The organism is Rhodococcus sp. IEGM 1305, assembly GCF_030058635.1.
Taxonomy (GTDB): domain Bacteria; phylum Actinomycetota; class Actinomycetes; order Mycobacteriales; family Mycobacteriaceae; genus Rhodococcus_F; species Rhodococcus_F opacus_D.
Window position 1 is genome coordinate 207,366 of the sequence record NZ_JASHKX010000001.1, and the last position, 26,560, is coordinate 233,925.

Sequence of the window (26,560 nt, forward strand, 5' to 3'; positions counted from 1 at the left end):
CAACGTGATGCACAGACGCCCGGTGTTCGTGACGGATTCAGCAGACTCTGTCAGTTCCCGGAAAAACTATAAGGAGGGCGAAGAAGTGAAGAGTGTGAACGAAATCGTCGAATCTATCGACTTGTACGATCCGGAACAGCGTCCGCATATGTTGGACGCGCTGCGTGCGGCGCGTGAAGGTGGGTGCCCCTTCCCGCGCGCCGCGGGCGACGGCGAATACTACGTCGCAACGCGATATGAAGACGTCAAGGCGATTGCTGAGCGACCCGACAGGTTCAGCAGTTGCGAACCTGCACTCAGGGGTCTCCCTGTCAGTTTGGCGCCACTGGATCTGGACCCACCGATCCACCGCGACTTTCGGAAATTTCTCAACAAGTATTTCTCCCGCAACTACCTTCTGAAGTACGAGGGCCAGATCCGTCAGGTCGGCCAAGACCTCGTCGCTAAAGTTGCGCGCAAGCTCGAGGAGCACGGCGAGTTCGAGTTCGTGCACGACTTCGCTATCCCGTTCACCGCCGGCGCGCTTGGTCGCGTGGTCTTTGCAACCGAGGACGCGGACCTCACCAAGCGCGCGGTCAGCGCCGTTGAGCGTGCCGCGACCGAAGGCACACCCGAAGCGTTCTTTGAAATCGCTCTGATCGCAGGTGAGCTTCTTGAAGAGGTCGAGAAGAATCCCGAATCGCGCGATGACGTACTCGGTGCGCTGGTCACTGCCACGGTGGAAGATGGTCGCTTGTTGACCGACGACGAACGCCTGGGCGTGGTAACAGCCCTGTTGGCCGGCGGACTCGACACCACTCGTAGCGCAATGTCGAATATCGCCTACCACCTCGCAACAAACCCTGAGGTCGAAGGCCGATTGCGTAACCCTGACTGGTGGAAGGTCGATCTCGACGAATTCCTGCGATTCGAACCCACGGTGTCCTTCATGGCTCGCACCGTCACCGAGGACACCACGATCGGGGACTGCGAATTCAAAAAGGGCGACCGCATTGCGGTGAACTACATGTCGGCCAATCGCGACGTCGAACATTTCGACAATCCAGATGAATTGGACTTCGAGCGTATGGGCACTCCGCATGTGGCGTTCGGTGTGGGGGTTCATCGTTGCCTGGGCTCACATTTTGCGAGAATTCAGCTGGCGATCGCCTACGAGGAGCTGCTGAGCAAATTTGAAAACTTCCGGCTGACGATTCCGAAAGAAGAAACGCCACGTCAGGTTGGTATCAGTTACAACTCGGTCGAAAGCGTGCCGATTACCTGCACGACGCGAAATGTTGTGAACGACGGTATTCAGGAGACAGTGTGACGATTCAGGCCAGTTCAACGGCTACCGCACCAGTGCAGTGCGGCGACGAACTACCGTTTGACGTGGACCGAGGTTCTGTTGTCGGTCCTGTCGAGCAACTCCGTGGGTGGGCGGCCGCCGATCCATCGGCGCCCTTCGTCAAATTCGGTGGGGAATGGATCACGGTCGGCGAACTCGACGGGAAGACCGACCGAGTTGCTGCAGGTTTGCTGAAACTCGGGCTTGTTAAGGGGGACCGGCTCGCCATCATGCTCCCCACAGCGGTCGAGTACGTCGAGCTCATTTTCGCGTGCGCCAAGCTCGGTATCGTCTTCGTGCCGATCAACGTCTTCCTGAAGGGCGAGTTCCTGAGGCACCAGTTGTCGACGAGCGGCGCGAGGGCGGTTGTCGGCGATGCAGCAGCAATGTCTCTACTGGGTGGCCAAGACTTTGCGACGACCTCGGTGCAATTCCTGGTAGGAGTAGACGGGAATGCCCCGGACCTTGATTCTCCGCCCATGTATGTCTCATACGCGTCGCTCGCCGAGCACGGTTCCGAACTTCCGGAAGTCAGTGTTCGACCTGACGACTTGATGAGTCTGATGTTCACCTCCGGGACGACCGGACTGTCGAAGGCCTGCAAGCTCTCGCACGCCTACTACTTCCAGGTCGCACGCATGTACATTGCCGCGGAATGGGTGGCAGCGGGGGACAAGATCGTCACGGCCCTGCCGCTGTATCACGCCGGCGGTCAGATCGCGGTCCTGATGTCGGCGCTGTTTTCTCGGTCGTCGGTCAGCTTTCTCGCCCAATTCCACGCCAGCACCTTCATGCGTCAGGTCCACGAGGAAGGGGCGACCACATCGTGGGGTGTCGCGGCGATGGCGGCAGCCGTTCTGGCCCAACCCGAATCGTCGGACCCTCCCATGCGCGGCCAATTACGTCTGGCGGTATGGATTCCGCTGGACATCCCGCGCCAAGAAGAATTCGAGAGACGCTTCGGTACACGTGTCGTGTCTGACGGGTACGGACAAACCGAAGCCACCGCGATCTGCCTGAACCCGGTGAGTGAGGAACGGCTCCCAGGAACCGTGGGTCGTGCAGCCAGCCTTATCGAAGTTCGCATCGTCGATGATCTCGACAATGAGGTGCCCGATGGCGAAACAGGGGAATTCGCGGTGCGACCCCTGGCGCCGGGTGCCATCTTCTCCGGGTATTGGGAGAACGACAGCGCAACCGTTTCGACGATCACCAACCTGTGGTATCACACAGGCGACTACGGCCGTAAAACTCCGGAGGGGGCATTCGCATTCGTAGATCGGAAGAAGGATGCGATGAGGCGACGTGGCGAGAATGTGTCGTCAATCGAGCTGGAAGTTGCCATCCGGCAGCACCCTCTGGTTGATGAAGTCGCTGTACACGCCGTGGCCTCGCCGATGACGGAAGACGACATCAAGGCGTGCATCGTCGCACGAGGGGAGCGCCCCGAGCCCAGCGAACTGTTGAAGTACTTCGAAACGCATCTACCGTACTTCTGCATCCCCAGGTTCATCGAGTTCTTTGATGAGCTGCCCGTTAACGGTGTTGGACGTGTTCTCAAACATCAACTTCGCGAGAGGGCATTGGGAGCCGGCACGATCGACCTGACCGGTGACAGGTATTCCCTGTCCAGGGAGAAGCGTCGCTAGGTGGAAGTGCTGTAGATCGGCCCACCAGCAATCTTGGTTTTGTCTCTTTAGAATAACGACTCTGGGAGTTTTCATGGAAATGACAATCGGCGGTCAAGGTGTCGCAGGAGGTGACTATTTCGATGTAGTCAATCCCGCAACCGGCGACGTGTACGCGCAGGCGCCAGTCTGTACCGCAGCTCAGTTGGACCGGGCGATGGACGCTGCGTCGAAGGCTCAACTCGAATGGCGCAAAGACGAGGACTTCCGCCGGGAAAGGCTGCAGGAGTTGTCTGCTGCGGTCATGGATGCCGCGCCGGAACTGGCCGAGATCCTCGCGAACGAAAATGGAAAGACGCTCGATCTGGGCGGCGTGGAAGCGATGTCGGGTGCTGCCTGGCTCGACTATTACGCCAATGTAGAGCGGCCACGAGAAGTGATCCGTGATGATGACGGTGCCCATACGGAGATTGTGCGGCGCCCCCTCGGGGTGGTCGCGGGAATCACTCCGTGGAACGTTCCCGTCGCGATGGCCTTCTTCAAGCTCGCGCCGGCGCTGCGTGCCGGTAACACGATGGTGCTGAAGCCATCACCCTTCACTCCCATCTCGACATTGCGCATCGGCGAGATCGCAAGTGAGATTTTGCCACCCGGCGTCTTCAATGTCGTTACTGGAGGGGACGAACTCGGTGCTTGGATGACTGAGCATCCTGTACCGAGGAAGATCTCGTTTACAGGATCGGTGGCGACGGGAAAGCACGTTTATCGCTCCGCTGCAGCGGATCTCAAGCGGGTCACTCTAGAACTCGGCGGAAACGATGCAGCGATCGTGTTGGACGACGCTGATCCGGCGGAGATCGCAGAAGCTCTCTTCTGGGGCGCGTTCTGGAACAACGGCCAGGGGTGCATCCTCATTAAGAGGCTGTACGTGCCACGTTCAATCTATGACGGTGTGGTCGAGGCGCTCTCCGAGATAGCTAAACAGATTGTCGTTGGTGATCCGCTCGGTGAGGAAACGCAGCTTGGGGCATTGGCGAATCGGCCTCAGTTCGAACGAGTCAGCGGGTTGGTGGAAGACGCTCTCAAGAGCGGTGCAAAGGCGACCGCAGGGGGAAGGCCGGTTGGCGGACCTGGAGTCTTCTATGAGCCGACCATCTTGGCCGGTGCGGTCGACGGCATGCGAATCGTCGACGAAGAGCAATTTGGACCCGCCTTGCCCGTCATACCGTACGACGATGTGAACGATGTGATCGCAAGGGTGAACGCAGGGCAGTACGGGCTCGGCGGGTCCATCTGGTCTCCGGATATCGACCGTGCCACGGCCCTGGCAAGCCAACTCGACGTCGGAACTGCGTGGGTTAACTCGCATGCGGTACTTGCGACAAACGCGCCCTTCGGCGGCGTCAAGTGGAGCGGTATCGGCGTCGAACACGGTCCCTGGGGGCTCAACGACTTGTCGAGCATCCAGGTGCTCCATTGCAACAAAGGCAAGACCGCACCGGGTGCGCTCTGAATCACCTACCTGGGACGACACGTTCAGCAACGACATCTATGTGAAAGGAAAATGCAATGCCATTGTTCTCATCTACTGAGGAAGCCGCGGCTACTCTCGGCAAGTTCATCGAGAATGTCGCCGTCGACCCCGAACTGAAAGCCAAATGGGTTTCATCGAATGTAGCGTTCCGCATGAACTACACGGACCCCGAGTTGGTCATCGTCCTTGACGCATCCCAGGATCCGCCGGTCGTGCGGCAAGGCGACGCTGCAAAGGCATCTGACGTCGAGATCGAGCTGTTCATGGACACTGACACCGGCCATAAGTTCTGGCTTGGTGATCTGAATGTTCCGATGGCACTCGCACGGAGGAAGATCAAAGTGAAGGGACCGGTGGGCAAGCTCCTCCAGTTGCTGCCGGCCATGCAGCCTGCCTTCATCAAGTACAACGAGTACCTTGCTGCACAGGGATTCGACCGGAAGTAGTCGTCAGGCCGGCGGGACAGGTCTCACATTGCTGGTGGCAACGAACAGCACTATCGGCCACCAGCGCCGTGGAGCGAGTTCAGGCGTCGTTCGGCGCAGGTGGGTTCAGTGCCGAGACCTGAGCATTGCGGGACTTGAGTTAGCTCATCTTTACGCAGGGTGTCCTATCGACACCACCCACTGTTGGAACCCTTAGACGAGGGCTGGGATCGGGCCGGAAAAGATCGGGTCTTGATGCCTGCTTGTGGACGTCGATGAGATCGCCAGCGTCGGTCCGGCTCTGGATGAACGAAGCAAGTATGAAGATGCGTTACAAATGTATGAGTGTCCGATGATTGCAAGGAGTATCCATGTCCTCTCAACTAAGTGCTGGCGCGGACACCGTGTGGGGTCCGCTGGCGCAGCCCATCACAGCTCCCGCTGACCTCCCCGAAGGATCTCCCCCGTGGCGCGACAATGCGTGGCTTCCTTTTTGGGACGACGAGAACGGGATATACGGCACCGTCCACGTCTCGACCTCGCCGAACGCCGGCGCGCGCCAGGCGCGGTTCAGTCTGCAAACACCGAACGGAACGATCGAGCTCATTGAACCTCTGGACCCGGGGAGCTTTGAGAGTAAATCCATCCGGCTGGATCTTGACACCGGTTTCACCATCTCTACCCCGGAGGTGACCGCAGAACTTCGGTTCATGCCTCAGTTCGCGCGGGCCGACTTCGTCGGCGACGCCTCGCCAAAGGCGTTCGGCGGCTACGCCGAGACGGGAGCTCTCAAGCACTACCAGCAGGCGGCCTCGGTCGTTGGCTCGGTCAACCTCCGAGGACAGGAATCCGCGGTTGACGGATCCGGATTCCGCGATCGAACCTGGGGATTTCGTGACGAGACGATCGGGATGTCCGAGTACTTCGGGTTCATGTGGAAATTCGAAACCTTTGCCTTGAGTGTGATGAGGTTGTACGGCAGTGACGGCTCTGATCACGCAACGGGATTCCTGCTCGGCGATACCGCGACGCCGGTGGCCGGCGTCAGTTCGTTCACACGCGACGGCAGCGGACTGTTCGTCGAGGCAGAGATCGAGCTGGACTCCGGCGATCGGCTCACCGTGGCCTCGGTAGGCCGGCCAGCCGGACAGTGGGTTCCGATGGGGCCTCCGCGGACGGGCGCAGTGATGAGCGCCTACGACGAATTCCACACGTTCAGGACCGCGTCGGGGGAGTCCGGTGGCGGAATCGTCGAGCAGGGGTATGTCCGGCGGGGCGTCTGATCGGTCCGGACGAATTCGACTGCCGTCACTGCACATGGCACCGGCACTCGATTCGCCGAGCAGCGGCATATCAGCTTGCGGTACGGGTACGCCCGCGTCGCACTCAGCTCGCCGACGTGACGCCGAGGGGCTAGCGGGATGGACTCGTCGACCGTCGCCCAGCATGGTGATGGCGACACAATCCCGTCGATGCGACCGGCGTGTGGCAGGGTGAGGGCAAAGCGGTACGAGGCGGATCTCGGCACGGGACTGGGCCGAGTCCGAGGCCAGGGCAGGTCCCGGCATCACTCGGTGATGGCACTTTTCGACGAGGGCATCACGTCAGCCTCGTAGAGGTCCCTAGCCGAAACGTCGTAAAAGTAGGGTTCACTCAACTCGGCGAGCGTAGATGGCGGGGTTCGTCGCTGGGGTGTGAGAGTGGGGCGGCGTGGTGTCGTGCCTCTTCCCGGCGGCGAACACCGCGGCGATTCCCCGAGCGTGGTCGAAGATGAATCGACTAAAGCGTACTGTTCTCGTGAATCTTCCGTTGAGTGTGAATAGTCGATGTAGGCACGCGGTGCGTTCTTGTAGGTTTGCTCGCTCATGAAATCCACTGCATGAAGGATTGTCAACTGTCCGGCGTATGGATTTCGCCGATTTCAGTCCCGCAGTAGCTCGTGTAGGTGAAGTCAAACTGGGAACTGGTCCCCTATTGCGGTTGAGTATGACATGGCGGTGATGCGGTGAAAATATTGCAGCGTGTCGGACGGTGTTCACCAGACGGCCACTAGGCAGTTGGGCTGCTTGGTCACCTCGCCGACCACACCCGTCCCATCCTCGATGCCTTCGATACTGTCCCGGCGACGGTTGATGAAGCTGGTTGTCAAATAGTGGATGTTTCGGACGAAACCGAATTCGTCTGGCGGGAAGAAAGGTCCGGGTGGCACATCGGTGGCTCGACCCGTTATCCACACCCCGAATGCGGTCGTAAGGCATTGGCGTCCAGCGTCGTTCATGCCGCAACTGAGTGTGCGTCCACCACCACGATTCATGAAGGTGGAACTTCCGGGCACCGCATGACGTGGGCACCGCTATGGCGTTGACACTCTGCAGTGAGGTAACTAACATTAACGACATTACACACAACGTACTTTGTCTCGACGTCTGAGTTTGGTTTCTCCTATGTCGTGGCTCTGCAGAACGCAAGTAGGCGTGTCGGTTTGAGGCAGCAACCCGTCTCTGCGCGCGGATTTAGCTGCGTATTGCGAGAGCTGACATTCAACGCCACATGCGGAGTCCCGAAGCGCTGCCCCGCGAGGGCTGGTAGCTCTCAGAAGTGATTCATTCAGTCGTACACAATGCTGCAACTTGAGTATCGGATGGAAAAGGAGTCAGGCTGATGGGAAGAGTTTCGGAAAAGGTAGCCTTTATCACGGGTGCAGCCCATGGCCAGGGCCGGTCACATGCACTGCGATTGGCGGAGGAAGGCGCCGACATCGTTGTAACCGATGCGTGTGCCCCTATTCATTCCTTGGTGGACTACAAGGCCGCGACACGGGAAGATCTGGAGGAGACCAGGGCGCTTGTCGAAAAGACTGGCCAGAAGTGTGTCAGCGCCGTCGCTGACGTTCGTGACCGTGCTGCACTGACGGGTGCCGTCGAGGTCGGTATCGAAGCGTTCGGCCGGATCGACATCGTATGTGCCAACGCTGGCATTATGACGGTGCACGAGCACAGTTGGGATATCCCGGAGGACGCTGTCGATGCTGTACTAGATACCAATTTGAAGGGTGTCTGGAACACAGTCGTTGCAACAGCTCCATACATGGTCGAGTCCAAGCGCGGAGGATCGATCATCCTTACGTCTTCAACGGCCGGCCTTCGCGGGCATACGCCGTACGCGCATTATGCGGCAAGCAAACATGGCGTGGTGGGCCTGATGAAGGCCTTCGCCAACGAACTCTCGCGGTACAAGATCCGTGTGAATACTGTTCACCCAACTGGCGTCCTTACCGAAGGTATGGGAACGTTCAGTGATCGAACGATGGCGATTATTGGTAGCAGTGTGACTGGGCTAGCGGGGGCCACCAACATCCTGCCTGACCTCGATGCGGATCCTGATGCAGAATACGCACCTGTGCCGCTATTGCTGCCGATTGAGATTAGTAATGCGGTGCTATGGCTCGCGAGCGATGAAGCTCGCTATGTCACTGGTGTTGCACTCGCGGTTGACGCTGGAAACACCGTAAAGCCCTGAGCTGTCACGCAGTGCGCCTAAGGCTGCAATTCAGGTGCGTCTTCCGTGTAAACGGAAGTCACCCTGATCCAATAGATTGGAAAGGAGTGAGAAATGCGAGTTGAGATTGACACGACCAAATGTCAGGGGCATGGCCGCTGTTATCTATTAGCTCCCGAAGTATTCGATATGGATGAAGAAGGCATGGGAATTGTGACCGACCTTCGGCCAGCCGTCGAGTACCTTGATAGCGCGCGGAGCGCGGTCGAAAATTGTCCCGAGACTGCAATTTCGATGAGGGAATGAACATCGACATCGCGGCATCACCATTACCTACACGGCCGGATGCCCCGCATCCGACCCCGAAACTATGAAAAGGTGACCCCTCTCGTAATCTGGCGGCCCGCACAGTGGACATCCTGCACGTTGTGGGCATGCTCGCAGAACTGCGGTGGCGCCCATTAGCAGGCGCACTGCGGCGAGCAACATTGACTCGTCGCGAAGTCGGACCCCGCAGCACGATCCCCTGCGGGTCGGTCCGGTTGAGCTTTGATTGCCCCGCCGACGATGTGAGCCTCGACAAATGCCGCGGGCAATCGAGATTCGCCGACATGTGTGACAATGCGGTGCTTGCGCGAGAAGGAAGAGAGATTGTATTGCGCGTAGTCGCGATCCGCGCCAGGATTCTCGTAATCCATTGCTGAACAATGCTTCCGCTTATGGCAGGCGTTGAACTAAAAACCGATAGTCGTGAGTGCACGACTATCGTACCGATCGAGTAGCGCGACGGCGTTTCACGACGTGGGGAAGACGACCCCGATCGAGGATCCGCCGATCCTGTTGGAGGACGATCTCCGCTCGCAGAGGTAGCGCGCTAAAACCGCGGTGCTCCAGATCTATGAGCACACGGGCTGCATGTTCCTCGGGGTGATGCGACTAAGGCCAGCTCGGGTGACGATGAATTGGCATCGGATTGCCGTCGAAGGGCGGTGTTCACTACGTGAGCGTAGTGCCAGGGCCTGTGAGACGGGCGGTGCGAGGGTGCATCCCGCCCTCCGGGGGTCATGTCAACCAGCGCCGAGGCGGTCCTTCGTGTTGTCGTTGAGACGACAAACGAATGTTGTATACTTGAAGCGTGGTGATCGTGCAATACGTGTACGTCCAGCCGTCGCGAACCGCTAGTGATTTATAGGCCACGCTGAATAGTTTGATAACCGAGTGGAAGCTCAAGGTGACATGGCGCGCAGGAAAGCAGGGAACGTCCTCAGCAAAGATGGCGAGGAAGCCCGCTCGCAGATTCTCCATGCTGCGCAGAAGGTGATCTTGCGCTTCGGTTTGGCGAAGACGACGATGGAGGATATAGCGACGGAGGCTGGAGTTTCACGTCCGACGGTATACCGGTACTTCCAGGATCGTACTGAATTGACCTCAGTGCTGATCGATTGGCGCGCTCGAGAAGTGCTGGAGGCTAGCAGGGAACTTCTTCAAAGGGAGGGATCCTTTGAGGATAATTTCATTGCGGGTCTGATTCATACCGTCGCCTTGGCGCGCGAAGATCCGATCGTGGCTATGGTTCTGGCCCCGGCAAATCAGCGAGGAGAGTCGTGGTCGGAAACTCTTGAGTTGGCTGCCGAGTTGACGGCCGACCTTTGGGAGCCTTTTCTGAAGGAGGCGAGGACCCGGGGTGAAATGAGAAGTGACCTTAACTCGTCGGAAGTCTACACTTGGCTCGCCCTTGTGCAGTTTGCACTGTTCAACAGCATGGAATCCATGGAACCCAGCGATCCTGCCCATGCGCGGATGTTGAAAACGTTCGTCCTTCCAGCCCTCGTAGCGCCGACCGATGGCGTCACGGTTCGCAGGGGTCGCCCCGTGTCTAAAAACCTGAAGCGCCAGTAAAAAGTCGCCTTGGCGCAGTGATTCGGAGGGCTCGGGTTGCTCAACACAGGAAGGTGCGCGTTGGCGATTGGGCGCTCAGCAGTTTTCGCGGATCGAAGCGTGCTGGTGTGACCGAGGTGGTTTGTGTTGGATAGAGTGACGCGTGGTGGATGGCCATATTGCGGGGCGCCTGCACACAATCACCTTCCTTGCATCTGAAGATCACCCGTGCTTCCCGTTTGCAGGACTGTGCCTTTGCAATCCGCCGCAGGCTTCGCGATGTGAAAAGGGGACGGCCGCTACGTCTACCGCCTGTGGCCGCGTCAACAGGCAGTCCAATTCTTTCAGCAAGCAAAGGGAATCTCGTCGTTTCGGCTCACCCATCCCGGACACCACATCGGTGGCTCCAGGCTTAGTAGCTGTCCCACCGAATGAGCCATCATCGGTGACTCGGCGCCATGTTGCTCGCCCTCGGCCTGATCGGGCTTACCCGCGACATCGTTGGGGATGCATGATTGAGGGGTGAAAGAAGCCCGTGCCTTTGCAACGTATTGTGTCGGATGAATCGATGTAGCCGATGACCGGTGTCGATCCATTCGCGACGCAACGCGACGTGTCCGGTTCGGTCACGGCGGAGTTGGCGGCGGCCGGATTCGAGGATGCCCAGGAGATCGGCCGCGGCGGCTTCGGGGTCGTGTACCGGTGCACGCAGGCTGCGCTCGACCGCACCGTGGCGGTCAAGGTCCTCACCGCCGACCTCGACGAGGGGAACCGGGCACGGTTCCTGCGTGAGCAGCGTGCGGCCGGCCGGCTGACCGGTCACCCCAATATCGTCACTGTTCTCCACGCCGGTGTCACCGAGAACGGGCGTCCCTTCATCGTGATGCCGTACCACGCCGGGGGGTCGCTCGACGAGCGGATCCGGCGTCACGGACCGCTCCCGCTGGACGAAGCGTTGCGACTCGGGGTGAAGATGGCCGGCGCGCTGGCGGCCGCGCACCGCCTCGGGATCCTGCACCGTGACGTCAAGCCCGGGAACATCCTGATCACCGACTACGGCGAGCCTGCGCTGACGGATTTCGGCATCGCTCACATCGCCGGTGGGTTCGAAACGACGGCTGGCGTCGTGACGGGTTCGCCGGCGTTCACCGCCCCCGAGGTCGTGGCCGGTGAGCCTCCGAGTCCGGCCGCCGATGTGTACGGCCTCGGCGCCACCCTGTTCGCTGCTTTCACCGGTCATGCGGCGTTCGAACGGCGAAGCGGTGAGCAATTGGTGGCACAGTTCCTGAGGATCACGTCCGAGCCGGTTCCGAACCCGCGCGAACACGGCATTTCCGAGGGGGTCAGCGCTGTCATCGAACGTGCCATGTCCTCCGAGGCCGGCGCTCGCCCCTCCGCTGTGGAACTGGGTCGGCAACTGCGTGAGTCCCAACTGCATCACGGCTTCCCGGTCGACGAGATGGCAATGCACACCGAACCGGCCGAGGTGCAGGGCGGAGCGTCAGTCCGGCCGTCGTGGTCACCGGCGGATTCGGGCCGAACGGGTGGACTTCCGCTGGAGCTGACCAGTTTCGTCGACCGCCGCACGGAACTGGCCGAGGCGACGAACTTGTTGTCGACGTCGCGGCTGGTGACGTTGACCGGAATCGGCGGGGTGGGAAAGACCCGGCTTGCTCTACGCGCAGCCGCCAAGGCGCAACGAAACTTCTCCGACGGTGTGACGTTGGTGGAACTGGGTGAGCTGCGCGACGATTCGCTGTTGTTGGGCCTGGTCGTGGCCGCGCTGGGGTTGCGTCACCAGTCGGCGCGACCCTCGCACGAGGTGCTCGTCGAGTTCCTTGCCCCGCGTGAAGTGTTGCTTGTGCTGGACAACTGTGAGCAGGTGGTGGCCGCGGCCGCGAAGCTCGCCGAAATTCTGCTCCGCGTGTGCCCTCGGCTGCGAATTCTCGCGACGAGTCGCGAACCGCTCGGGATCGGTGGGGAAACGGCGCTGCTGATCCCCCCGCTGCCCGTCCCGGATCCCGATCACCTGCCGAAGGGACTGCCCCGCAACGATGCGGTCACCCTGTTCGCGGAACGGGGCGCCACCGCAGTCCCGGGATTCGAGCTCACCGAGGAGAACAAGGTCACCATCGCCCGAATCTGTCAGCGGCTGGACGGGCTGCCGCTGCCGATCGAGCTGGCTGCGGCTCGGCTTCGCGCGATGACGCCCGACCAGATCCTGCAGCGCCTCACCGACCGCTACCTGTTGCTCACTCGCGGCAGCAGGGACGCGCCGTCGCGGCAGCAGACGTTGCGGATGTGCATCGATTGGAGCTATGACCTGTGCACTCCTGTGGAACAACGGATGTGGGCGCAGCTCTCGGTGTTCGCGGGCAGTTTCGAACTCGAGGCCGCGGAACAGGTCTGCGATGGTGACGACGTAGACGACCTTCTCGACACGGTGACGTTCCTCGTCGACAAGTCGATCCTGACGAGAGAGGAGTCGGGTTCCGCGGTGCGGTTCCGAATGCTCGAGACCGTCCGTGCGTACGGGCGGGAAAGGGCGCAGGAGAGGGGCGGCTACACGGAGCTTCGCCGTCGGCACCGCGACTGGTGTGAGCGGCTGGTGGTCGAGGCGGAATCCGAATGGATCAGTTCCCGGCAACTCGCGTTGATCGCAAAGCTGGGGCGGGAGCAGCCGAATGTCCGTGAGGCGCTGGAATTCTGTGTGTCCGACAGCCCTGAGTCCGGAATTCGGATCGCTGCCGCACTATGCCCCTTCTGGCTTTCACAGGGGTCGCTCAACGAGGGGCGCCGGTGGCTCGGTCGCCTTCTGTCCCGCAAGGTGGGTACCCTCACTGTCGAACGAGCCAAAGCGACATTTGCATATAGCCTGATGAGCGGACTGCAGGGTGACCTTCAGGGGTCGGCGGACCTGGTGGAAGCTTGTCGTACGCTCGTCGACCAGTCGAATAACCCCTTGATTCGCGCACACATCGACCACGCCACTGGATATCTCGCACTGTTCGGAGGAAAACTGTCCGATGGACGCTTGCATCTTGAAAGTGCGGTCAGCGTGTACATCGCACGGGACGACCTCTTGTTTCAGGTCCTCGCTCTCGACGGCCTCGGCATCACGTGCGAACTGCAGAACGACACCGAGCGGGCCATCGAATGCTACGAGCACGTGCTCACGATTACGGAGGCGCGAGGCGAATCCGTGCACCGGGCCCATACATTGTGGGCGCTAGCGGTTGCGGTGTGGCGAAAAGGCGATCGCACGCGAGCTACTCGCCTACTCGTGCAGGCACTGAAGACGGGCAGGAAAGTCAACGACCGAATGAAGACCAGCATGTGCATCCAAGCACTGGCGTGGATCGCAGCTGAGGAAGGGAACCCCAGCCGCGCGGTCATGTTGGCTGAAGCCGCCGAGCAACTCAGTCGCTCAGTAGGGAGTTCGACGGTGTTGTTGCCGGACATGCTCGTGTACCAGGACGAGTTCGAACGTAAGACTCGACAGGCGATGACTAAGCAGGCCTTCGCCGCGGCACACCGGGAGGGCAGTATGCTCGGTTTCGAGGCTGCGGTCGCCTATGCCCTGGGCGAGCAGATTCCAAAACTCCCTGCTTCAGCAGCTAGTCCATCGGTCACGCCGACCAAGCGCGAGCGTGAGGTCGCCGCTCTGATCGCCGAAGGACTGACCAACAAGGAGATCGCAGCGCGCCTGGCGATCTCGCCCCGCACCGCGCAGGGGCACGTCGAGCATCTCCTGACGAAGCTGGGGTTCAACTCACGCACACAGATCGCGGCATGGGTAGTGGAATCGGCGAAATCGAGCGATGCCGCACCGTAGCAACCTCCGCCGGAAAGTCGATGACACGGTTTTACGGATGTTGGAAGCATCTCTGGCCCACTGTGACCGTTTAGACCACTTCGGGAACGGGCCGAGTCGTTTCTGACGAGGTGGCGGAGGTTGAGCTTTATGCGGGGCATCGCCGTTCGTGACCAAATACGCCGGCTGCCCTGTGCTTCTTCCGTGGGTTCTCGAAAGTGAACTCTTCGAGGAAGTCGGGAAGGGGGAGTTCGGGTTTTGCGTCGGCGGGAATGGCCGCGGGTTGGACGAACACATATGCCGACCGGCATTGAGGGCGAGCATCAGTGGTTCGAAGCGGGGATCGCCAAGGTAGGCGCCTTCGTAGGCCGAGAGTAGGCCCACCCAGTCGAGGTGGAGGGTGTCGAGCGCGTACTCGAGTTCCCGGATGACGGCGGTGGTATCGCGCATCGGCAGTATGGCCAGGCCACCGAATCGGGTGGGATGCCGCTTGAACAGATCGGCGGTGTAGGTGTTGCAGTAGCGCGACATCTCGGCTGCTTCTGTTCCGGTGAGGAATTCGACTCCTGGGTCCGACACCGAGAGGGCTTGCGCCTGGATGCCGTAGCGGTCCATGAAGTCGATATGGACCATGAGTGCCCTCATTGGTCGAGCTGTTCGCCACTGAACGATCTCGCGGACCTCTGCCTTTGGCCGTGGGCGACACGATGTTCGGAGGCTCAGTCCGTTTGTAGGTAGTTCGCGACGAACCGTACGCGGTCGCTGCGGCACGACCGGTGGATGTACACAGTCGGGCTGCCGTCCTCGTCGAGGTTGAGGCCCTCGCGTAGCAGTACCGGTGCGCCCGGAGGGATTTCGAGTATCTCCGCCACGCGCGGTGACGCAGCCGCCGCGGCGAACGATCTCCAGGCGGCCTTCAGTCGCACGTCATAGACGTCGCGCCACACCGTGTACAGCGGGACGCCGTCCTGCAGGTGCCGTCCGATCCCGGCGAACCGGCGATCGTCCATCCACACCGAATTTGCGAACCAGGGTTCACCGTCGACCGCGAGCACGGAGTCGTCGCGACGCAACCGGCGACCCGGTAGGTACTCTTCCGCCTGCGGCGCACTGCCCCCGAGCACGATCTCACTGCTCACAGGGATCTCGCTGAGGGTGCGGCCGACGGAGGCGAAGGCCCCGCTGAGGCCGTCGGGACCATTGATGTAGCTGGCGGCGAGTTCGATGGGGAAGTGCTGGGGTGGCGGAGCCACGAACGTGCCCGACCCCTGCCGCGCCACCAGCCGGCCCGCGCGGGTCAGCTCGCCGATGGCCTGCCGGACCGTCAGCCGGTTGACCCGGAGTTCGGCGGCCAGGTCGGTCTCGGGTGGCAGCCGGTCTCCCGGTTGCAGCATGCCGCTGTCGAGTCGCTGCAGGAGGACGTCCTGCACCTGTCGGTAGAGCGGTACCCGGCCTGCGGACGTTTTGCTCGGCATGCGGCAAGTCTAGAGGACATTCGAGGATGTCTGCGCTTCGACCAACTTGCATATGACCTGTTCAGAACCCATTCACTTGCCGGACATCCGTGAGCGTGGTTTACGCTACTTGTCTAGATGAATATTCGGGGATCATCGTCGAATACTTCTCGGAAAGGCCCCGCCCGTGAGCATCCACCCGACCCTTCGCCGCACGCTGGCCGCCGCTGCCTGCGCGGTCACGCTGTGCGGTGCCGCCGCCTGCGGCGACTCCTCCGCCCCGGACGGCGCACCCGATGTAGTGAAGGTGGGGCTGCCGCCCGCGGAGGCCAACGCGGACCTGCAGGCGAAGTTCGCACCGATCACCTCGCTGATCGCGGACGGGACGGGCAAGTCGGTGGAAGTGAAGCCGACGAGCGATTACCTGTCGATCGTCGAGGCGATGCGGTCGGGCCTTATCGACGTCGCCGCATTCAGCCCCTTTCCGACGCCCCTCGCCGAGGCCGTTGCCGGTGTCGAGCCGCTCGTGGTCGCGAAGGGCGCCGCCTACAGCTCGGTGTTCGTGTGCCGCACCGGTACCGGCATCGACTCGATCGACGACCTCCGCGGCCGCAAGATCGCGTTCGTCGACGCCGGGTCCACCAGTGGCAACTACATTCCCAAGCTTCTGCTGAAGCGGGCGGGCATCGACCCCGACACCGACATCGAGGGCACCTACGCCGGCGGCCACGACACCGCCGAACTGGCGGTGAAGCAGGGCTCGGTCGACTGCGCCGCGGACGCCCGGTCCTCGTATCAGTCCATGGTGGACAAGGGTGTCATCGACGGCTCCGCGCAGAAGATCGTCGCCGAGTCCGACCCCATCCCGGTCTCCTTGGTGATCATCGCGCGCAAGGATCTCGACCCCGCGATCGAGCAGGGGATCGTCGACGCGTTCGTGGGCGGCGACAACACGGCGGCGCTCGGGGTGGTCGGCGCGACCAGCTTCGAGACGGCACAGGACAGCGATTTCGCGATCTTCCGCGACGCGGCAACCGAACTCGGTGTGAATCTCGAGGAGCTGTCGCGGAAATGACGACCACACGACACGGTGTGCCGCGGGTGGAGGCCGACGCGGTGAGCTACCGGTATCCGGACGGCACCACGGCCCTGCAGGAGGTGTCGGTGCGGGTGGCGCCCGGCGAGATCGTCGCGGTGCTCGGTCGCAGCGGCGCCGGGAAGTCGACGCTCATGCGCTGCCTCGCCGGTCTCGCGGCACCGACATCGGGGCGGGTGCTGCACGACGGAGTCGATCGCGGCGGGCTGCGTGGCCGCGCCAAGCGTCGTGCCCACGAGAGAGTCGGGTTGGTGTTCCAGGAGTTCCAGCTCGTAGAACGTGCGACGGTGCTGTCCAACACGCTCATCGGGCGTCTGGCCTGTCAGCCGCTGCTGCCCAGCCTCGTGCACTTCGTGCGGCGCACCGACCGGGAGATCGCCGTCGAGGCCGTCCGCCGGCTCGGACTCGAGGATCAGTTCCGCAAGCGCGCGGACGCACTGTCGGGTGGGCAGCGTCAGCGCGTGGCGATCGCCCGCGCGCTCGCGCAGCAACCCGACATGCTGCTCGCCGACGAACCCGTCGCGAACCTCGATCCGGTTCTCGCCCGCGGCGTCGTCGACGACATCGTGCGACTCGCGCGCATCGAGGGACTCACCGCGGTACTGAACCTGCACGACGTCGACCTGGCGCGAGATGTCGCAGACCGGCTGGTGGGATTGCGCGCCGGACGCCTCGTCTTCGACTGCCCCACCGCATCCGTCACGACCGCCGACCTCGACCTCCTCTACGCCGAACCCGACCGTGCGCTGGCGGGGGTGCGGTGACCATGACACTCGACACGAAGCCCGCCGAGCAGACCCCCTCGACCGCCGACCTCGCCGCGCTGCGACGGCCGTCCTGGCAGACCGGCGCCGGCGTCCTCGTCGCCGCCGTGGTGATCCTCTGGTCGGCGCAGGCCACCGAGTTCTCCGCCGCTGCCCTGCTCGACGGGATCCCGCACATCGCCGACTTCGTCGGCCGCATGTTCCCGCCCGACCTGTCCATCCTCCCGACCGCGGTCACCCTGATGGGCGAGACCCTCGCGATCGCGGTCATCGGCACCACTATCGGTGTCGCCCTCGCGCTGCCGTGGGCGCTGCTCGGCGCGCGTTCGGTCTTCGGTCAGGCCTGGCTCCACCACCCCGCACGAACGTCGATCAATGTCACCCGGGCCATCCCCGAACTGATGTGGGCGCTACTGTTCGTCTCCGCTGTGGGCCTCGGTCCGCTCGCGGGCACCCTCGCCATCGTCATCGGATCGGCGGCGGGCATGGCCCGGCTGTTCGCCGACATCTTCGAGACCATGGACATGCGGGCCTGGGAGGCGGCCGCCGCGGCCGGTGCCACCCGCTCCCAGCGCATCAGCTGGGTGCTGCTGCCGCAGAGCGTGCCGACCATCGCCAGCTACACCCTCCTCGTGCTCGACGGGAACGTGCGCGCCGCGTCGCTGCTCGGCATCGTCGGCGCCGGTGGCATCGGCATGGAGCTCACCCAGCAACTCCGGCTCTTCGAGTACGGAAATGTCCTCACGATCGTCTTGGTCGTGCTCGTGGTCGTGGTGACCCTCGACCGCGCCGCCTCCTATCTCAGGAAGAAGCTCATATGACGGTGACCGACATCGATGTTCTCCCCAATCTCCGCGATCTGGGTGGCCTGTCCGCCTCCGACGGGCGCCGGACACGTCCCGGAGTGCTGTATCGCAGCGCGCTGCCCGCGCCCGGTGACACACGCCCCACCGTCGTCGCCGAATGGCCGGTCCGGACCGTCGTCGATCTCCGCAGCCCCCGGGAGTTCGCCACCCGTGCACACCCGTTGCAGTCCGACGGCACCGCCGTGCATCTGATCTCCCTGCTGACCGACACCGAAGTCACCGCGCCCAGTCAGGGTGCCCGGCTCGCCGACATCTACCAGGGGATCCTGATCAACGCGGGGAAGCAACTCGCGGACGTCCTGCAGGTCGCGGCCACCGCCCCCGCACCGGTGCTGCTTCACTGCGCCGCAGGCAAGGACCGCACCGGAATCGCCGTGGCCCTCCTGCTGCGCATCGCAGGAGTCGAACCCGGCGACATCGCCGCCGACTACGTCTCGACCAACGAGCACATGCCGGCCATCCTGGCGCGCATCACACGGTTCGCCCCCGAACTCGGCCGGGCACATCCCCACGACCGCGATCTCCGCGGTGCCGTACCTGAGGCCATCGAAAGTGTCCTGGCTCAGTGGGACGCCCACCCCGGCGGCGTGCGCGGGTGGGTGCGTTCGCTCGGTGCCACCGACGAAACTATCCGGCTCTGGTCCGCGCGTTTCACCGAATGACAGGGCGACAGGTTCAACGCCGGTGATCTGGTCGCGGCGTCGTTTCCCATATTCAGGGATCAGCCGTCCCCGGGCAAGGCCGCACTGCCCTCTTCGGGACGTTGTCCGCGGCCGTTGTATGGGCGAGAGGATTGCGTGCTGAACGACGGTGCCCGCATAGACCGCCGCCCACTTGTCGCGGTCCGGGTCTGTCGTCACTAGCGGTACTCGTTGCTCGATGTCCCAGGTTTCGGACCACCCAACACCGATCGTGAGATCGAACCGAATCTCCTCGGGAAGTACCGACCGGACTGGTTGATTGAGGTTGTCAGTCAGGCCGTCAGGACGGTGTAAGCCCATCGTTGGGGGCGAGAGCGGTAGTCAGCGCGGTCATCTGTGACTGGAGGTAGACCCGTGCGATGCCTGTCTTCGTTTCGACCAGATCGAAGCCGTGGTAGGCGCCGGGCGCTTGGTGGAGTGTGCGAGGGGAGCCCGGCGTCTCGTAGTCGGGTGGCGTAGGCGACGTCCGAACCGGCGCAGACCGGTCGGATCATCGAGGACTACGCCGAGCTGACCGACACCGAGGAGCGTGGGCATGCCTGGGCTCCGGTGCATCGGTGGGCTGTCGCCCTCGACGACGGTCGCCTGGTCTTCGCCGACACCGACGACCTCATTGCCGACCCGAGCACGCCAGGGAAGCCATGCGGGAACGATCGCGGGCGAAACTCCCGTCGACACAACACGGCCACTTTCTGGGGAACGTTCGGCGTTGGCCGTCTTCGACTTTGATCGTGCCGTCGCTGTCGCGGGTGGCGCTGACAGCTTGCAGGACGCCGTGCTCGCGGATGCTGTCCACTAGGGCGGTGAACGCAGCACTGTCGGTGTCGACGGTGTCGCGGACGTTGCGGTCCAGTTCGAGCGTGGTCGGGTCGAGCATCAGCAGCTCGACGCTCGCGCCAGTGTTGTTTGCATCAGCGCTGGTGGTGGTCACGGTTGTTGTGGTCATTCCGGTGGTGTCTCCCTGTCGTGTTAGGTTCGGGGTGAGACACCGGGCAGCTAGGTCCTGCCCGGTGTCTTGCCGTCAGTGCTCGGTAGCGAATGCGGTTTCGAGTGCGCGCTGGATCGCGCGGAGTTCGTCGGCGGTGGCGGCTGCCCAGGCAGCGCCGTAGGTGTCGAATGCGCCCGCTCCGCGCTCGTGCGCAGTGCTGACGCGGGCCGCGAGGTCGGCGGCGTTGGTCGCGGCCGCAGTGGCCGCGCGGATCAGTGCGGTGTGCGCGGTCGCCAGAGTGATCTGACCCTCGTCGGTGTCGCGGGCGGTCGCGAGGACGAATCCGAGTGCGGCGGTGACGGACCGCGCGACCAGTGGGGCATGCCCGCTGATTCCGACGCGCGCGAAGTCACGATCTGGTCATTCTCGGGGCGATTGCACGAGCTGTGACCGACGAGTGATCGTTTCGACGCCGACGGCACGATCATCGAGTTCAACAAGGATGCCGAGAAGATTCTCGGGCGATCACAGTGGAGGTTGTCGGCCCAGAAAATGGTCGACATCCTCGTTCCGCACCCGCTTCGTCGCCAGAATGAGTCGCGCGCCATGTCGCGGCCTCAAGGCGCATCGCTCACCGTTTGGATACTTATTCCTCTGGAGCGAAACCGTGGGGCGGCACGGACCGGCCGAGGCCGGCGGCGTCGAGCAATGTGGTGGCGGTCGCGACGGCGAGGCCATCGAGGCTGTGCGCTTGCACGACCGATCGGGCACTGGCTCCGTCGAACACGAGGGTCAGCTGCCGGGCAAGCAGGGCGGGGACGTGCGCGCCGCCGCGTTCGGCCTCGTGGCGGAAGAACGAGGTGAGCCCGTCCTTCTGCCGACGGGCGACCAGACTCGCCGGGTGTTCGGGTGACTTGAGTTGGACCGCCACCGCGACATAGGGGCAGCCGCGAAAATCTTTAACCGGTTCCAGATGCTCCAGTCGCTCGAAGACGTGCAGTATCCGCTCGCGTGGCGACCGACCATCATCGGCGGGCGGAAGCAGGGCGGCCTGATAGTCCGGCGCAATACGTTCCAGGCCCGCGGCCACCAGCTCGTCTTTGCTGTCGAACAGCTTGTACATCGTGCGCTTGGACACACCAGCGGCTTTGCACACCGTGTCGACACCGATGTGAACGCCCTGGTCGTAGAACATCTGCGCGGCGGCATCGAGCAACCGGTCGCGGGAGGAAGCGGCAGGTGCCGCCGGCGGCGTCTGGTCGGTCATAGATCTGAGACTACCCATTCTCTTGCCTTTTGGAAACCGATCTGTATACCCTGTGGAAACAGATCGGTTTCCTCGAAGGGATTGGGTATATGACAAGCATCAAAGACTCGGTGGCACTCGTCACCGGCGGCAGCCGCGGCATCGGCAATGCACTGGTGGAGCAGCTCTACGCACGCGGTGCCGCCAAGGTCTACGCCACCGCTCGTGACCCGCGGACCATCACCCACCCGGACGCGATCCCACTCGCGCTGGAGCTCACCGATGCGGACGCCGCGGCGGCGCTGGCCGAGCAGGCCCCGGACGTGAGGATCCTGATCAACAATGCCGGCACCGCGCTGGGCTCCTCGTTCCTCGACTCGCCGATCGCCGACATCCGCCGCGAGTTCGACATCAACTTCTTCGGAGCGCTGCACGTCACCCGCGCTCTTGCTCCGATTCTGGAAAGCAACGGCGGCGGCCACATCCTCACCATTCACTCGGTGCTGTCGTGGCTCGCAACCCCGGGCGCCGACGCCTACGGCGCGTCCAAAGCGGCCCTGTGGTCGCAGACCAACGCGCTGCGACTCGCGCTGCGACCGCGCGGAATCAACGTCACCGGACTGCATGTCGGCTACGTCGACACCGATCTGACCGCAGCAATCGTCGCCCCCAAGTCCTCCCCGCACAGCATCGCGGCGCAAGCCCTCGACGGTATCGAGGCCGACGCGCTGGAAGTCCTCGCCGACGCCCTGACGCGACAGGTCAAAGCCGGGCTCGCCGCCGACCCGGCGCTCCTCTACCCCCAAGCCGTCGCGAGCAGCTAGCCGGGCCCCGACAGCCGCCTTCCGCGGCGGCGCACGAATCGAATTACAGCACACGCAAACCCCCGCAGTCAGGAGTTCACAATGACCACCTCACGCCCCGTAGCCCTCGTCACAGGCGCATCCTCCGGAATCGGAAAGGCGGCCGCACTCGAGCTGGTCACGGCCGGCTTCCAGGTGATCGGAACCGGCCGCCGCACCGCAAATCTCACCCCACCCGACGAAGTGACCCTGCTCGACCTCGACGTCACGAGCGACCAGTCGGTGACCGCGCTGGTCGACCAGGTGATCGCCCGCTACGGCCGGATCGACGTCCTGGTCAACAACGCCGGCATGGGCTCCGCCGGCGCAGCCGAGGAGAACTCGGCGGAGCAGGCACGAAACCTCTTCGACATCAACGTCTTCGGCGTCATCCGGATGACCAACGCGGTCCTGCCGCACCTACGCGCCCAAGGCAGCGGGCGCATCGTCAACATCTCCTCCGTCGTCGGAATCATGCCGCAGCCCTACATGGCCGTCTACGCCGCCTCCAAGTACGCGGTCGAGGGTTACACCGAATCCCTCGACCACGAGATTCGCGAATTCGGCGTCCGCGCGCTGCTCATCGAACCGGCGTGGACCGCTACAGCGTTCGGTACGAACAGTGTGCGGCCCGACCAGCCCCTGCAGGTCTACGCCGAGCATCGGCAGGTCTTCGAGGAATATGTGGCCGAGGCGGTCAAGGCGGGCGACGACCCGGCCCTGGTCGCCAAGGCGATCGTCGCGGCCGCCACCGACGCCAAGCCGAAACTGCGCTACCCCGTCGGCCTGACCGCTCGCGTGAGCACCATGCGTCGTCTCGTTCCCGCCCGCATGTTCGACCAGCAGCTGCGCAAAATGAACCGACTGCCCGCCTGAGCATTTCACTCACCCCACCGCAACAGAAAGCGACGCTCACCATGGGCACCTATCTGTCAGACACCGCCGAAAACCTGATCGCCGTCGGCCCGTCCGCCGCGTTCACCTACCGGCGCATCGGCCCACGCGGCGCCGTACCGCTGGTGTTGCTCAACCGAGTACGCGCAACCATCGACTGGTGGGACCCGCAGCTGCTGGACTACCTGGCCGCCGACCATGACGTGATCGTGTTCGACGACATCGGCGTCGGCTACACCACCGGTGAACCTCGCGACTCCGTCGACGGATTCGCTTACAGCGCAATCGAATTCATCGAAGCACTCGGCCTGACCCGGGTCGACCTGCTCGGCTGGACCCTGGGCGGCACCGTGGCCCAGCGGGTGGCCGTGCGGCGCCCCGACCTGGTCCGTCGCCTGGTCCTGGCCGCCAGCAACCCGGGTGGTCAGACGCCCGGGCAACCGGCGCCGAACCCGAAGATCCTGGCCACCATGACCAAACCGGAGGTTACCGGCGAGGACCTGGTGTACCTGTTCTTCCCCGAAACCGACACCGGCCGCACCGCCGGGCACCAATACCTCGCCAGGGTCGCCACCCGGTTGGCCACCGGCGGTCCCGGCGTATCCGAAGCAGCGGGCAAGGGCCAGATCACCGCGATCGGAAAGAACGCGGCAATCCCCTTCGAGCAGGTACGAGCAGACCTGGAGAACATCACACAGCCGGTCCTGTACGCCACCGGTCTGCACGACGTGATGACACCGGCCGTGGTGTCCTACACCGCCGCTGAAAACACCGGAAGCGCCACCCTCGTCGGATACGGCGATGCCGGGCATGGCTTCCTGTTCCAGCACGCCGAAGCCTTCGCCATCCAGGTAGCCAACTTCCTGGATAACTGAAGAACACCGGCCGCAAACAGATCTCCGCAAGCCCATCCACGCCAAGTACGCAGACGAGATCGAGGTGTTGTTCGACTGAATACGTCGCCCCCTCTCGTCGAGCATCGTGGGGACGCCGCGCTCATCGCCATTATCGATGACCTCCGCGCTGGCGCATCGTGCTCAGGTCAACATGACGGCCGACTACATCGGTTCGATTCGTCCGCAGCGCAGGCCCCGACGCCGCGCCGTCGACGAGGCACAGCTCAGCATCTGGTAGCCGGGGCAGACGGCAGATGTCCGTTCTCATCCAATCTGAGCATGGCAAGGCTTCCACCTGCGGTGCGTGCACTGCCACGGGTACTCATTGGTGTACTCGACGAACCGCTCCACATACCGGATGCGTCGGTTGATCGTGGAGCGCGAGGTTGCGGCACAGCTACCATACCGGAAGCGGCGCGGTCCCGTTGTGTCGTGCGAACGCATCCTTGGAGTGAAATCGATCGACACGAGCGGTCTCACCGACCAGCTTCGCTGCAATGAGCGGTCCGCACCCAGGAATCGCTAACAAGGAAGGGGCTAGCACAGCGGTCCGGGAAGTGATCTCCCCTTTGAGTTCGTCGATCTCGACTGTGAGGCGGCGTAGGTGCTCGACGGGCCGCTGCTTGACAGAGGAGCAAGTGATAGTCCCGAACCAGAGTGGAATGGAAGCACTCCGCATCCTCAAACGCAGACTCTCGGACGGCGTCTGCCGAACGGACTCGCATCATCGCACGACTGCGCTGGCACCTTCACGAGCTCGACCCACGCCGTCGAGGCGGGCTTCGGGCAGATCGGGCTCACGCAGGGCCGCGCGTGCGACTGCGAGCGCGTCGATCGGATCCGACTTGCCGTAGGTGCGGGCGCCGTCGCGGACGTTCGCCATCAGTTTCGGCGGGACCCGAACTATTCGTTCGCCGGCGGCGATCAGATCGCGTTCGAGACGCCGACTCAGGTGACGGCAGTCCTCGATAGCCCATAGTCGATCACCAGACTGTTCAGTCGCCCAGCGCAGCAGCTGAAGGTGGTCTTTGCTCGTCGTACCAATGGTTTTCGTCGACAGTTGTCGTCCCGTCTGATCGACCCCGACGGCGGTGTGGGTGCGCTTGTGCGCATCGATTCCGATGACCATCAATGGTGGTATGTCTCCTGCCCAGGTTGCGGGTGGGTGGCATGGACCGGTCGATCGGCATATCCCAGTAGGGGCGACGCCACGCTCCTCTCAAGCCAGGTCGGCCGGTCCTTGTGGTGTCGGCCAGCCGCAAAACTGACATAAGCCACGGAGGCGAAACAACGGTGGAGCGAACCGGCCAACACGATCCATCGTGACACTGGGATATTCGGTGGATCTGATTCTGGTGCATCGGTGAGGCGTCGCCCGTGCGCGTGGGGTGGGGGAGGTGGTCAGGGGTGGGGTGTGAGGTGGTTCCATGCGGTGCGGACGGTGTGGAGGGCGTCGGTGGCGGTGATGGTGAGTCGGGTTTGGCTGGCGAGTTGCGTGTGCCATTCGTTGTCGCTGGGCGGGCGGGTGAAGACGTAGGTGCCGGGGTTTTTCCCGGTCGGCCCGTGTTTGCGGAACAGTGCTGCGGTGTGGGGGTTGATGGCGCCGATGTTGGCCAGTGCCCACAGGTCCCAGAGGTCGCGGGCGGCGGCGCGGTCGCACCAGGTGGCGGTTTTGGAGGCGGCGAACGCGGGCAGGGTGGGCACGAGGAGCCGGGCGGGTGGGGCGTCGCTGTAGCGCTGGATGAGGGTGCGGGGTTCGGTGGGCTAGAGGGTGCGGTCGGTGGAGGCGAGGAGTTGGATTTTCACTGCGAGGCCACTGGTGGTGTGGAGGGTGGCGGCGTCCACGCTCGATCCGGCGCTGAGCGGGGGCGCCCATTCGAGGCGACCGTAGGCGCGTTGCAATGCTCTCGGGAGCGCCGCGTCGAGGTCGGCGGCCAGGGTACCGCGCCGTGGGTCGAGGGCGATGAGGTCGATGTCCTCACTCAATCTTCCATTGGGGAAGTGTGTTCGGGCGAGGGCGGTGCCGCCGAACAGGTCGGTGACACGGTCGCGTTCGTCGAGGTTCACGAGGCTGCCTGCACCCAGGTTTCGGCGCGGGTGAGGGCTGCGGTCAGTCCCTGCTCGGCGGCGAGGGTGTTAAGGCGTTCGCGGTCGCTGCGCCGATAGAGCGAGGTGACGGCGGCGGGGATTTCGTTTTCGGCGTCGCCGAGGGCCGGCCAGCGTGCCAGGTCGAGGACGGTCTGTTCCGGGGTGGTCACCAGTGCCGGCCCGAGGGGGGTATTAAGGCGTTCGGCGTCGAGTTCGGGGGTGTCGCGGCGGAGGAACCGGATGGTGGCGGTCCTGTCGGTGAGGGTGATGGTCCGGTGCCGGCGGGGGACGGCGACGACCGCGGTGGCCAACGCACGAGGGATCGCGTGGTGGAGGCGGGCGGCGCTGATGCCCATCACGATCGCGTGATCGGGTCCGTAGATCGCGGCGGCGATTCCGGCGGCGGTGGCTTCGAGGTTCGGGATCCAGGGTCGCCCGGCCTGTTCCGGGGGGATCACGATGTAGTAGCCGGGGGCGGCGCGGTGCAGGACGCCGCGTGTGACCAGGCGGGCGAGTTCAGGGCGGGGGTGGGCGTAGACGTCGGTGGCGTCTTGGGGGCGGAAGGTGCGCAAGGGCCGGCGGGCCAAGGCGGCGGGTACGGCGGTGCTGTGCGCGGGTGCCACGACCCCACCTCCTCTGCGTGTGCGTTTCGTAGGGTTAAAGCCTACGAAACGTCCAGTA

General features: G+C 63.3%; 23 protein-coding genes and 2 pseudogenes. 18 read left to right on the top strand and 7 right to left on the bottom strand.

Features of this window, described 5'->3' with window-relative positions; translation table 11 throughout:
* The first annotated feature begins 85 nt into the window (after window positions 1-85).
* The 9 genes from QM693_RS00980 (at window position 86) to QM693_RS01020 (ending at window position 14,125) form a co-directional block, all read left to right on the top strand.
* Window positions 86-1,309, top strand: coding sequence for a cytochrome P450 (locus QM693_RS00980; RefSeq protein ID WP_283351059.1), 1,224 nt, complete (start codon window positions 86-88; stop codon window positions 1,307-1,309).
* On the top strand, window positions 1,306-2,976 hold the full coding sequence (locus QM693_RS00985; RefSeq protein WP_283351060.1) for an AMP-binding protein: 1,671 nt from the start codon (window positions 1,306-1,308) through the stop codon (window positions 2,974-2,976). Before QM693_RS00980 ends, QM693_RS00985 begins: the two co-directional genes overlap by 4 nt.
* A gap of 73 nt (window positions 2,977-3,049) precedes the next feature.
* Entirely contained in the window at window positions 3,050-4,468 is a 1,419-nt protein-coding gene (locus QM693_RS00990) for an aldehyde dehydrogenase family protein (RefSeq protein WP_283351061.1), read from the top strand.
* A 56-nt stretch (window positions 4,469-4,524) separates the two neighbouring features.
* Complete coding sequence (locus tag QM693_RS00995) at window positions 4,525-4,935, top strand: hypothetical protein (RefSeq protein WP_105417965.1); 411 nt, start codon at window positions 4,525-4,527, stop codon at window positions 4,933-4,935.
* 335 nt (window positions 4,936-5,270) lie between these two features.
* Entirely contained in the window at window positions 5,271-6,197 is a 927-nt protein-coding gene (locus QM693_RS01000) for a DUF7064 domain-containing protein (protein WP_283351062.1), read from the top strand.
* Window positions 6,198-7,575: 1,378 nt separating this feature from the next.
* Window positions 7,576-8,433, top strand: a complete 858-nt coding sequence (locus QM693_RS01005; protein ID WP_105417968.1) for a mycofactocin-coupled SDR family oxidoreductase — start codon at window positions 7,576-7,578, stop codon at window positions 8,431-8,433.
* A gap of 93 nt (window positions 8,434-8,526) precedes the next feature.
* Window positions 8,527-8,718, top strand: a complete 192-nt coding sequence (locus QM693_RS01010) for a ferredoxin (protein WP_283351063.1) — start codon at window positions 8,527-8,529, stop codon at window positions 8,716-8,718.
* 930 nt (window positions 8,719-9,648) lie between these two features.
* Complete coding sequence (locus QM693_RS01015; RefSeq protein ID WP_283351064.1) at window positions 9,649-10,311, top strand: TetR/AcrR family transcriptional regulator; 663 nt, start codon at window positions 9,649-9,651, stop codon at window positions 10,309-10,311.
* Window positions 10,312-10,867: 556 nt separating this feature from the next.
* On the top strand, window positions 10,868-14,125 hold the full coding sequence (locus QM693_RS01020) for a protein kinase domain-containing protein (protein ID WP_283351065.1): 3,258 nt from the start codon (window positions 10,868-10,870) through the stop codon (window positions 14,123-14,125).
* Here the strand turns inward: QM693_RS01020 and QM693_RS01025 are convergent.
* Window positions 14,063-14,737, bottom strand: coding sequence for an amidohydrolase family protein (locus tag QM693_RS01025; protein ID WP_283351066.1), 675 nt, complete (start codon window positions 14,735-14,737; stop codon window positions 14,063-14,065). The genes QM693_RS01020 and QM693_RS01025 overlap by 63 nt on opposite strands.
* 86 nt (window positions 14,738-14,823) lie before the next feature.
* Window positions 14,824-15,579, bottom strand: a complete 756-nt coding sequence (locus tag QM693_RS01030; RefSeq protein ID WP_283351067.1) for a GntR family transcriptional regulator — start codon at window positions 15,577-15,579, stop codon at window positions 14,824-14,826.
* 166 nt (window positions 15,580-15,745) lie between these two features.
* Here QM693_RS01030 and QM693_RS01035 point away from each other — a divergent pair, with 166 nt between their 5' ends.
* Genes QM693_RS01035 through QM693_RS01050 form a run of 4 tightly spaced genes read left to right on the top strand, consistent with a single transcriptional unit; the run spans window position 15,746 to window position 18,946 of the window.
* Window positions 15,746-16,633 (top strand): phosphate/phosphite/phosphonate ABC transporter substrate-binding protein, encoded by an 888-nt coding sequence (locus QM693_RS01035; protein WP_283351068.1) that lies wholly within the window; start codon window positions 15,746-15,748, stop codon window positions 16,631-16,633.
* Window positions 16,630-17,418, top strand: a complete 789-nt coding sequence (phnC, locus tag QM693_RS01040) for a phosphonate ABC transporter ATP-binding protein (protein WP_283351069.1) — start codon at window positions 16,630-16,632, stop codon at window positions 17,416-17,418. The genes QM693_RS01035 and phnC overlap by 4 nt, the downstream gene beginning before the upstream one ends.
* Before the next feature lie 2 nt (window positions 17,419-17,420).
* Window positions 17,421-18,239 (top strand): phosphonate ABC transporter, permease protein PhnE, encoded by an 819-nt coding sequence (gene phnE, locus QM693_RS01045; protein ID WP_283351070.1) that lies wholly within the window; start codon window positions 17,421-17,423, stop codon window positions 18,237-18,239.
* The gene (locus QM693_RS01050; protein WP_283351071.1) at window positions 18,236-18,946 is read left to right on the top strand and encodes a tyrosine-protein phosphatase; all 711 of its coding nucleotides are present in this window, start codon (window positions 18,236-18,238) and stop codon (window positions 18,944-18,946) included. Before phnE ends, QM693_RS01050 begins: the two co-directional genes overlap by 4 nt.
* A 649-nt stretch (window positions 18,947-19,595) precedes the next feature.
* On the opposite strand, the gene QM693_RS01055 is transcribed toward QM693_RS01050, so the two are convergent.
* On the bottom strand, window positions 19,596-19,916 hold the full coding sequence (locus QM693_RS01055; protein ID WP_283351072.1) for a ParB/RepB/Spo0J family partition protein: 321 nt from the start codon (window positions 19,914-19,916) through the stop codon (window positions 19,596-19,598).
* 93 nt (window positions 19,917-20,009) lie between these two features.
* Here QM693_RS01055 and QM693_RS01060 point away from each other — a divergent pair, with 93 nt between their 5' ends.
* On the top strand, window positions 20,010-20,363 hold the full coding sequence (locus QM693_RS01060; protein WP_283351073.1) for a hypothetical protein: 354 nt from the start codon (window positions 20,010-20,012) through the stop codon (window positions 20,361-20,363).
* A 196-nt stretch (window positions 20,364-20,559) separates the two neighbouring features.
* On the opposite strand, the gene QM693_RS01065 is transcribed toward QM693_RS01060, so the two are convergent.
* Window positions 20,560-21,180, bottom strand: a complete 621-nt coding sequence (locus tag QM693_RS01065) for a TetR/AcrR family transcriptional regulator (RefSeq protein ID WP_283351074.1) — start codon at window positions 21,178-21,180, stop codon at window positions 20,560-20,562.
* A gap of 89 nt (window positions 21,181-21,269) precedes the next feature.
* Between QM693_RS01065 and QM693_RS01070 the strand changes: the two genes are divergently transcribed.
* The 4 genes from QM693_RS01070 (at window position 21,270) to QM693_RS01085 (ending at window position 24,029) form a co-directional block, all read left to right on the top strand.
* Window positions 21,270-21,983: an SDR family oxidoreductase gene (locus QM693_RS01070; protein WP_283351075.1), complete on the top strand. Its 714-nt coding sequence runs from the start codon at window positions 21,270-21,272 to the stop codon at window positions 21,981-21,983.
* 81 nt (window positions 21,984-22,064) lie between these two features.
* Window positions 22,065-22,877 (top strand): oxidoreductase, encoded by an 813-nt coding sequence (locus QM693_RS01075; protein WP_283351076.1) that lies wholly within the window; start codon window positions 22,065-22,067, stop codon window positions 22,875-22,877.
* A gap of 41 nt (window positions 22,878-22,918) precedes the next feature.
* A complete protein-coding gene (locus QM693_RS01080) occupies window positions 22,919-23,770 on the top strand; it encodes an alpha/beta fold hydrolase (protein WP_283351077.1) in 852 nt (283 codons plus the stop codon).
* 136 nt (window positions 23,771-23,906) lie between these two features.
* A complete protein-coding gene (locus tag QM693_RS01085) occupies window positions 23,907-24,029 on the top strand; it encodes a hypothetical protein (RefSeq protein ID WP_283351078.1) in 123 nt (40 codons plus the stop codon).
* A 162-nt stretch (window positions 24,030-24,191) separates the two neighbouring features.
* On the opposite strand, the pseudogene QM693_RS37720 reads toward QM693_RS01085, so the two are convergent.
* The 3 genes and pseudogenes from QM693_RS37720 to QM693_RS01100 all read right to left on the bottom strand — a co-directional run.
* A pseudogene (locus QM693_RS37720) lies at window positions 24,192-24,923 on the bottom strand (IS110 family transposase); the annotation flags it as partial.
* A gap of 269 nt (window positions 24,924-25,192) precedes the next feature.
* Window positions 25,193-25,858, bottom strand: a pseudogene (locus QM693_RS01095) (nucleotidyl transferase AbiEii/AbiGii toxin family protein).
* Entirely contained in the window at window positions 25,855-26,502 is a 648-nt protein-coding gene (locus QM693_RS01100) for a type IV toxin-antitoxin system AbiEi family antitoxin domain-containing protein (protein ID WP_283351080.1), read from the bottom strand. The pseudogene QM693_RS01095 and the gene QM693_RS01100 overlap by 4 nt, the downstream one beginning before the upstream one ends.
* Between the last annotated feature and the right edge of the window lie 58 nt (window positions 26,503-26,560).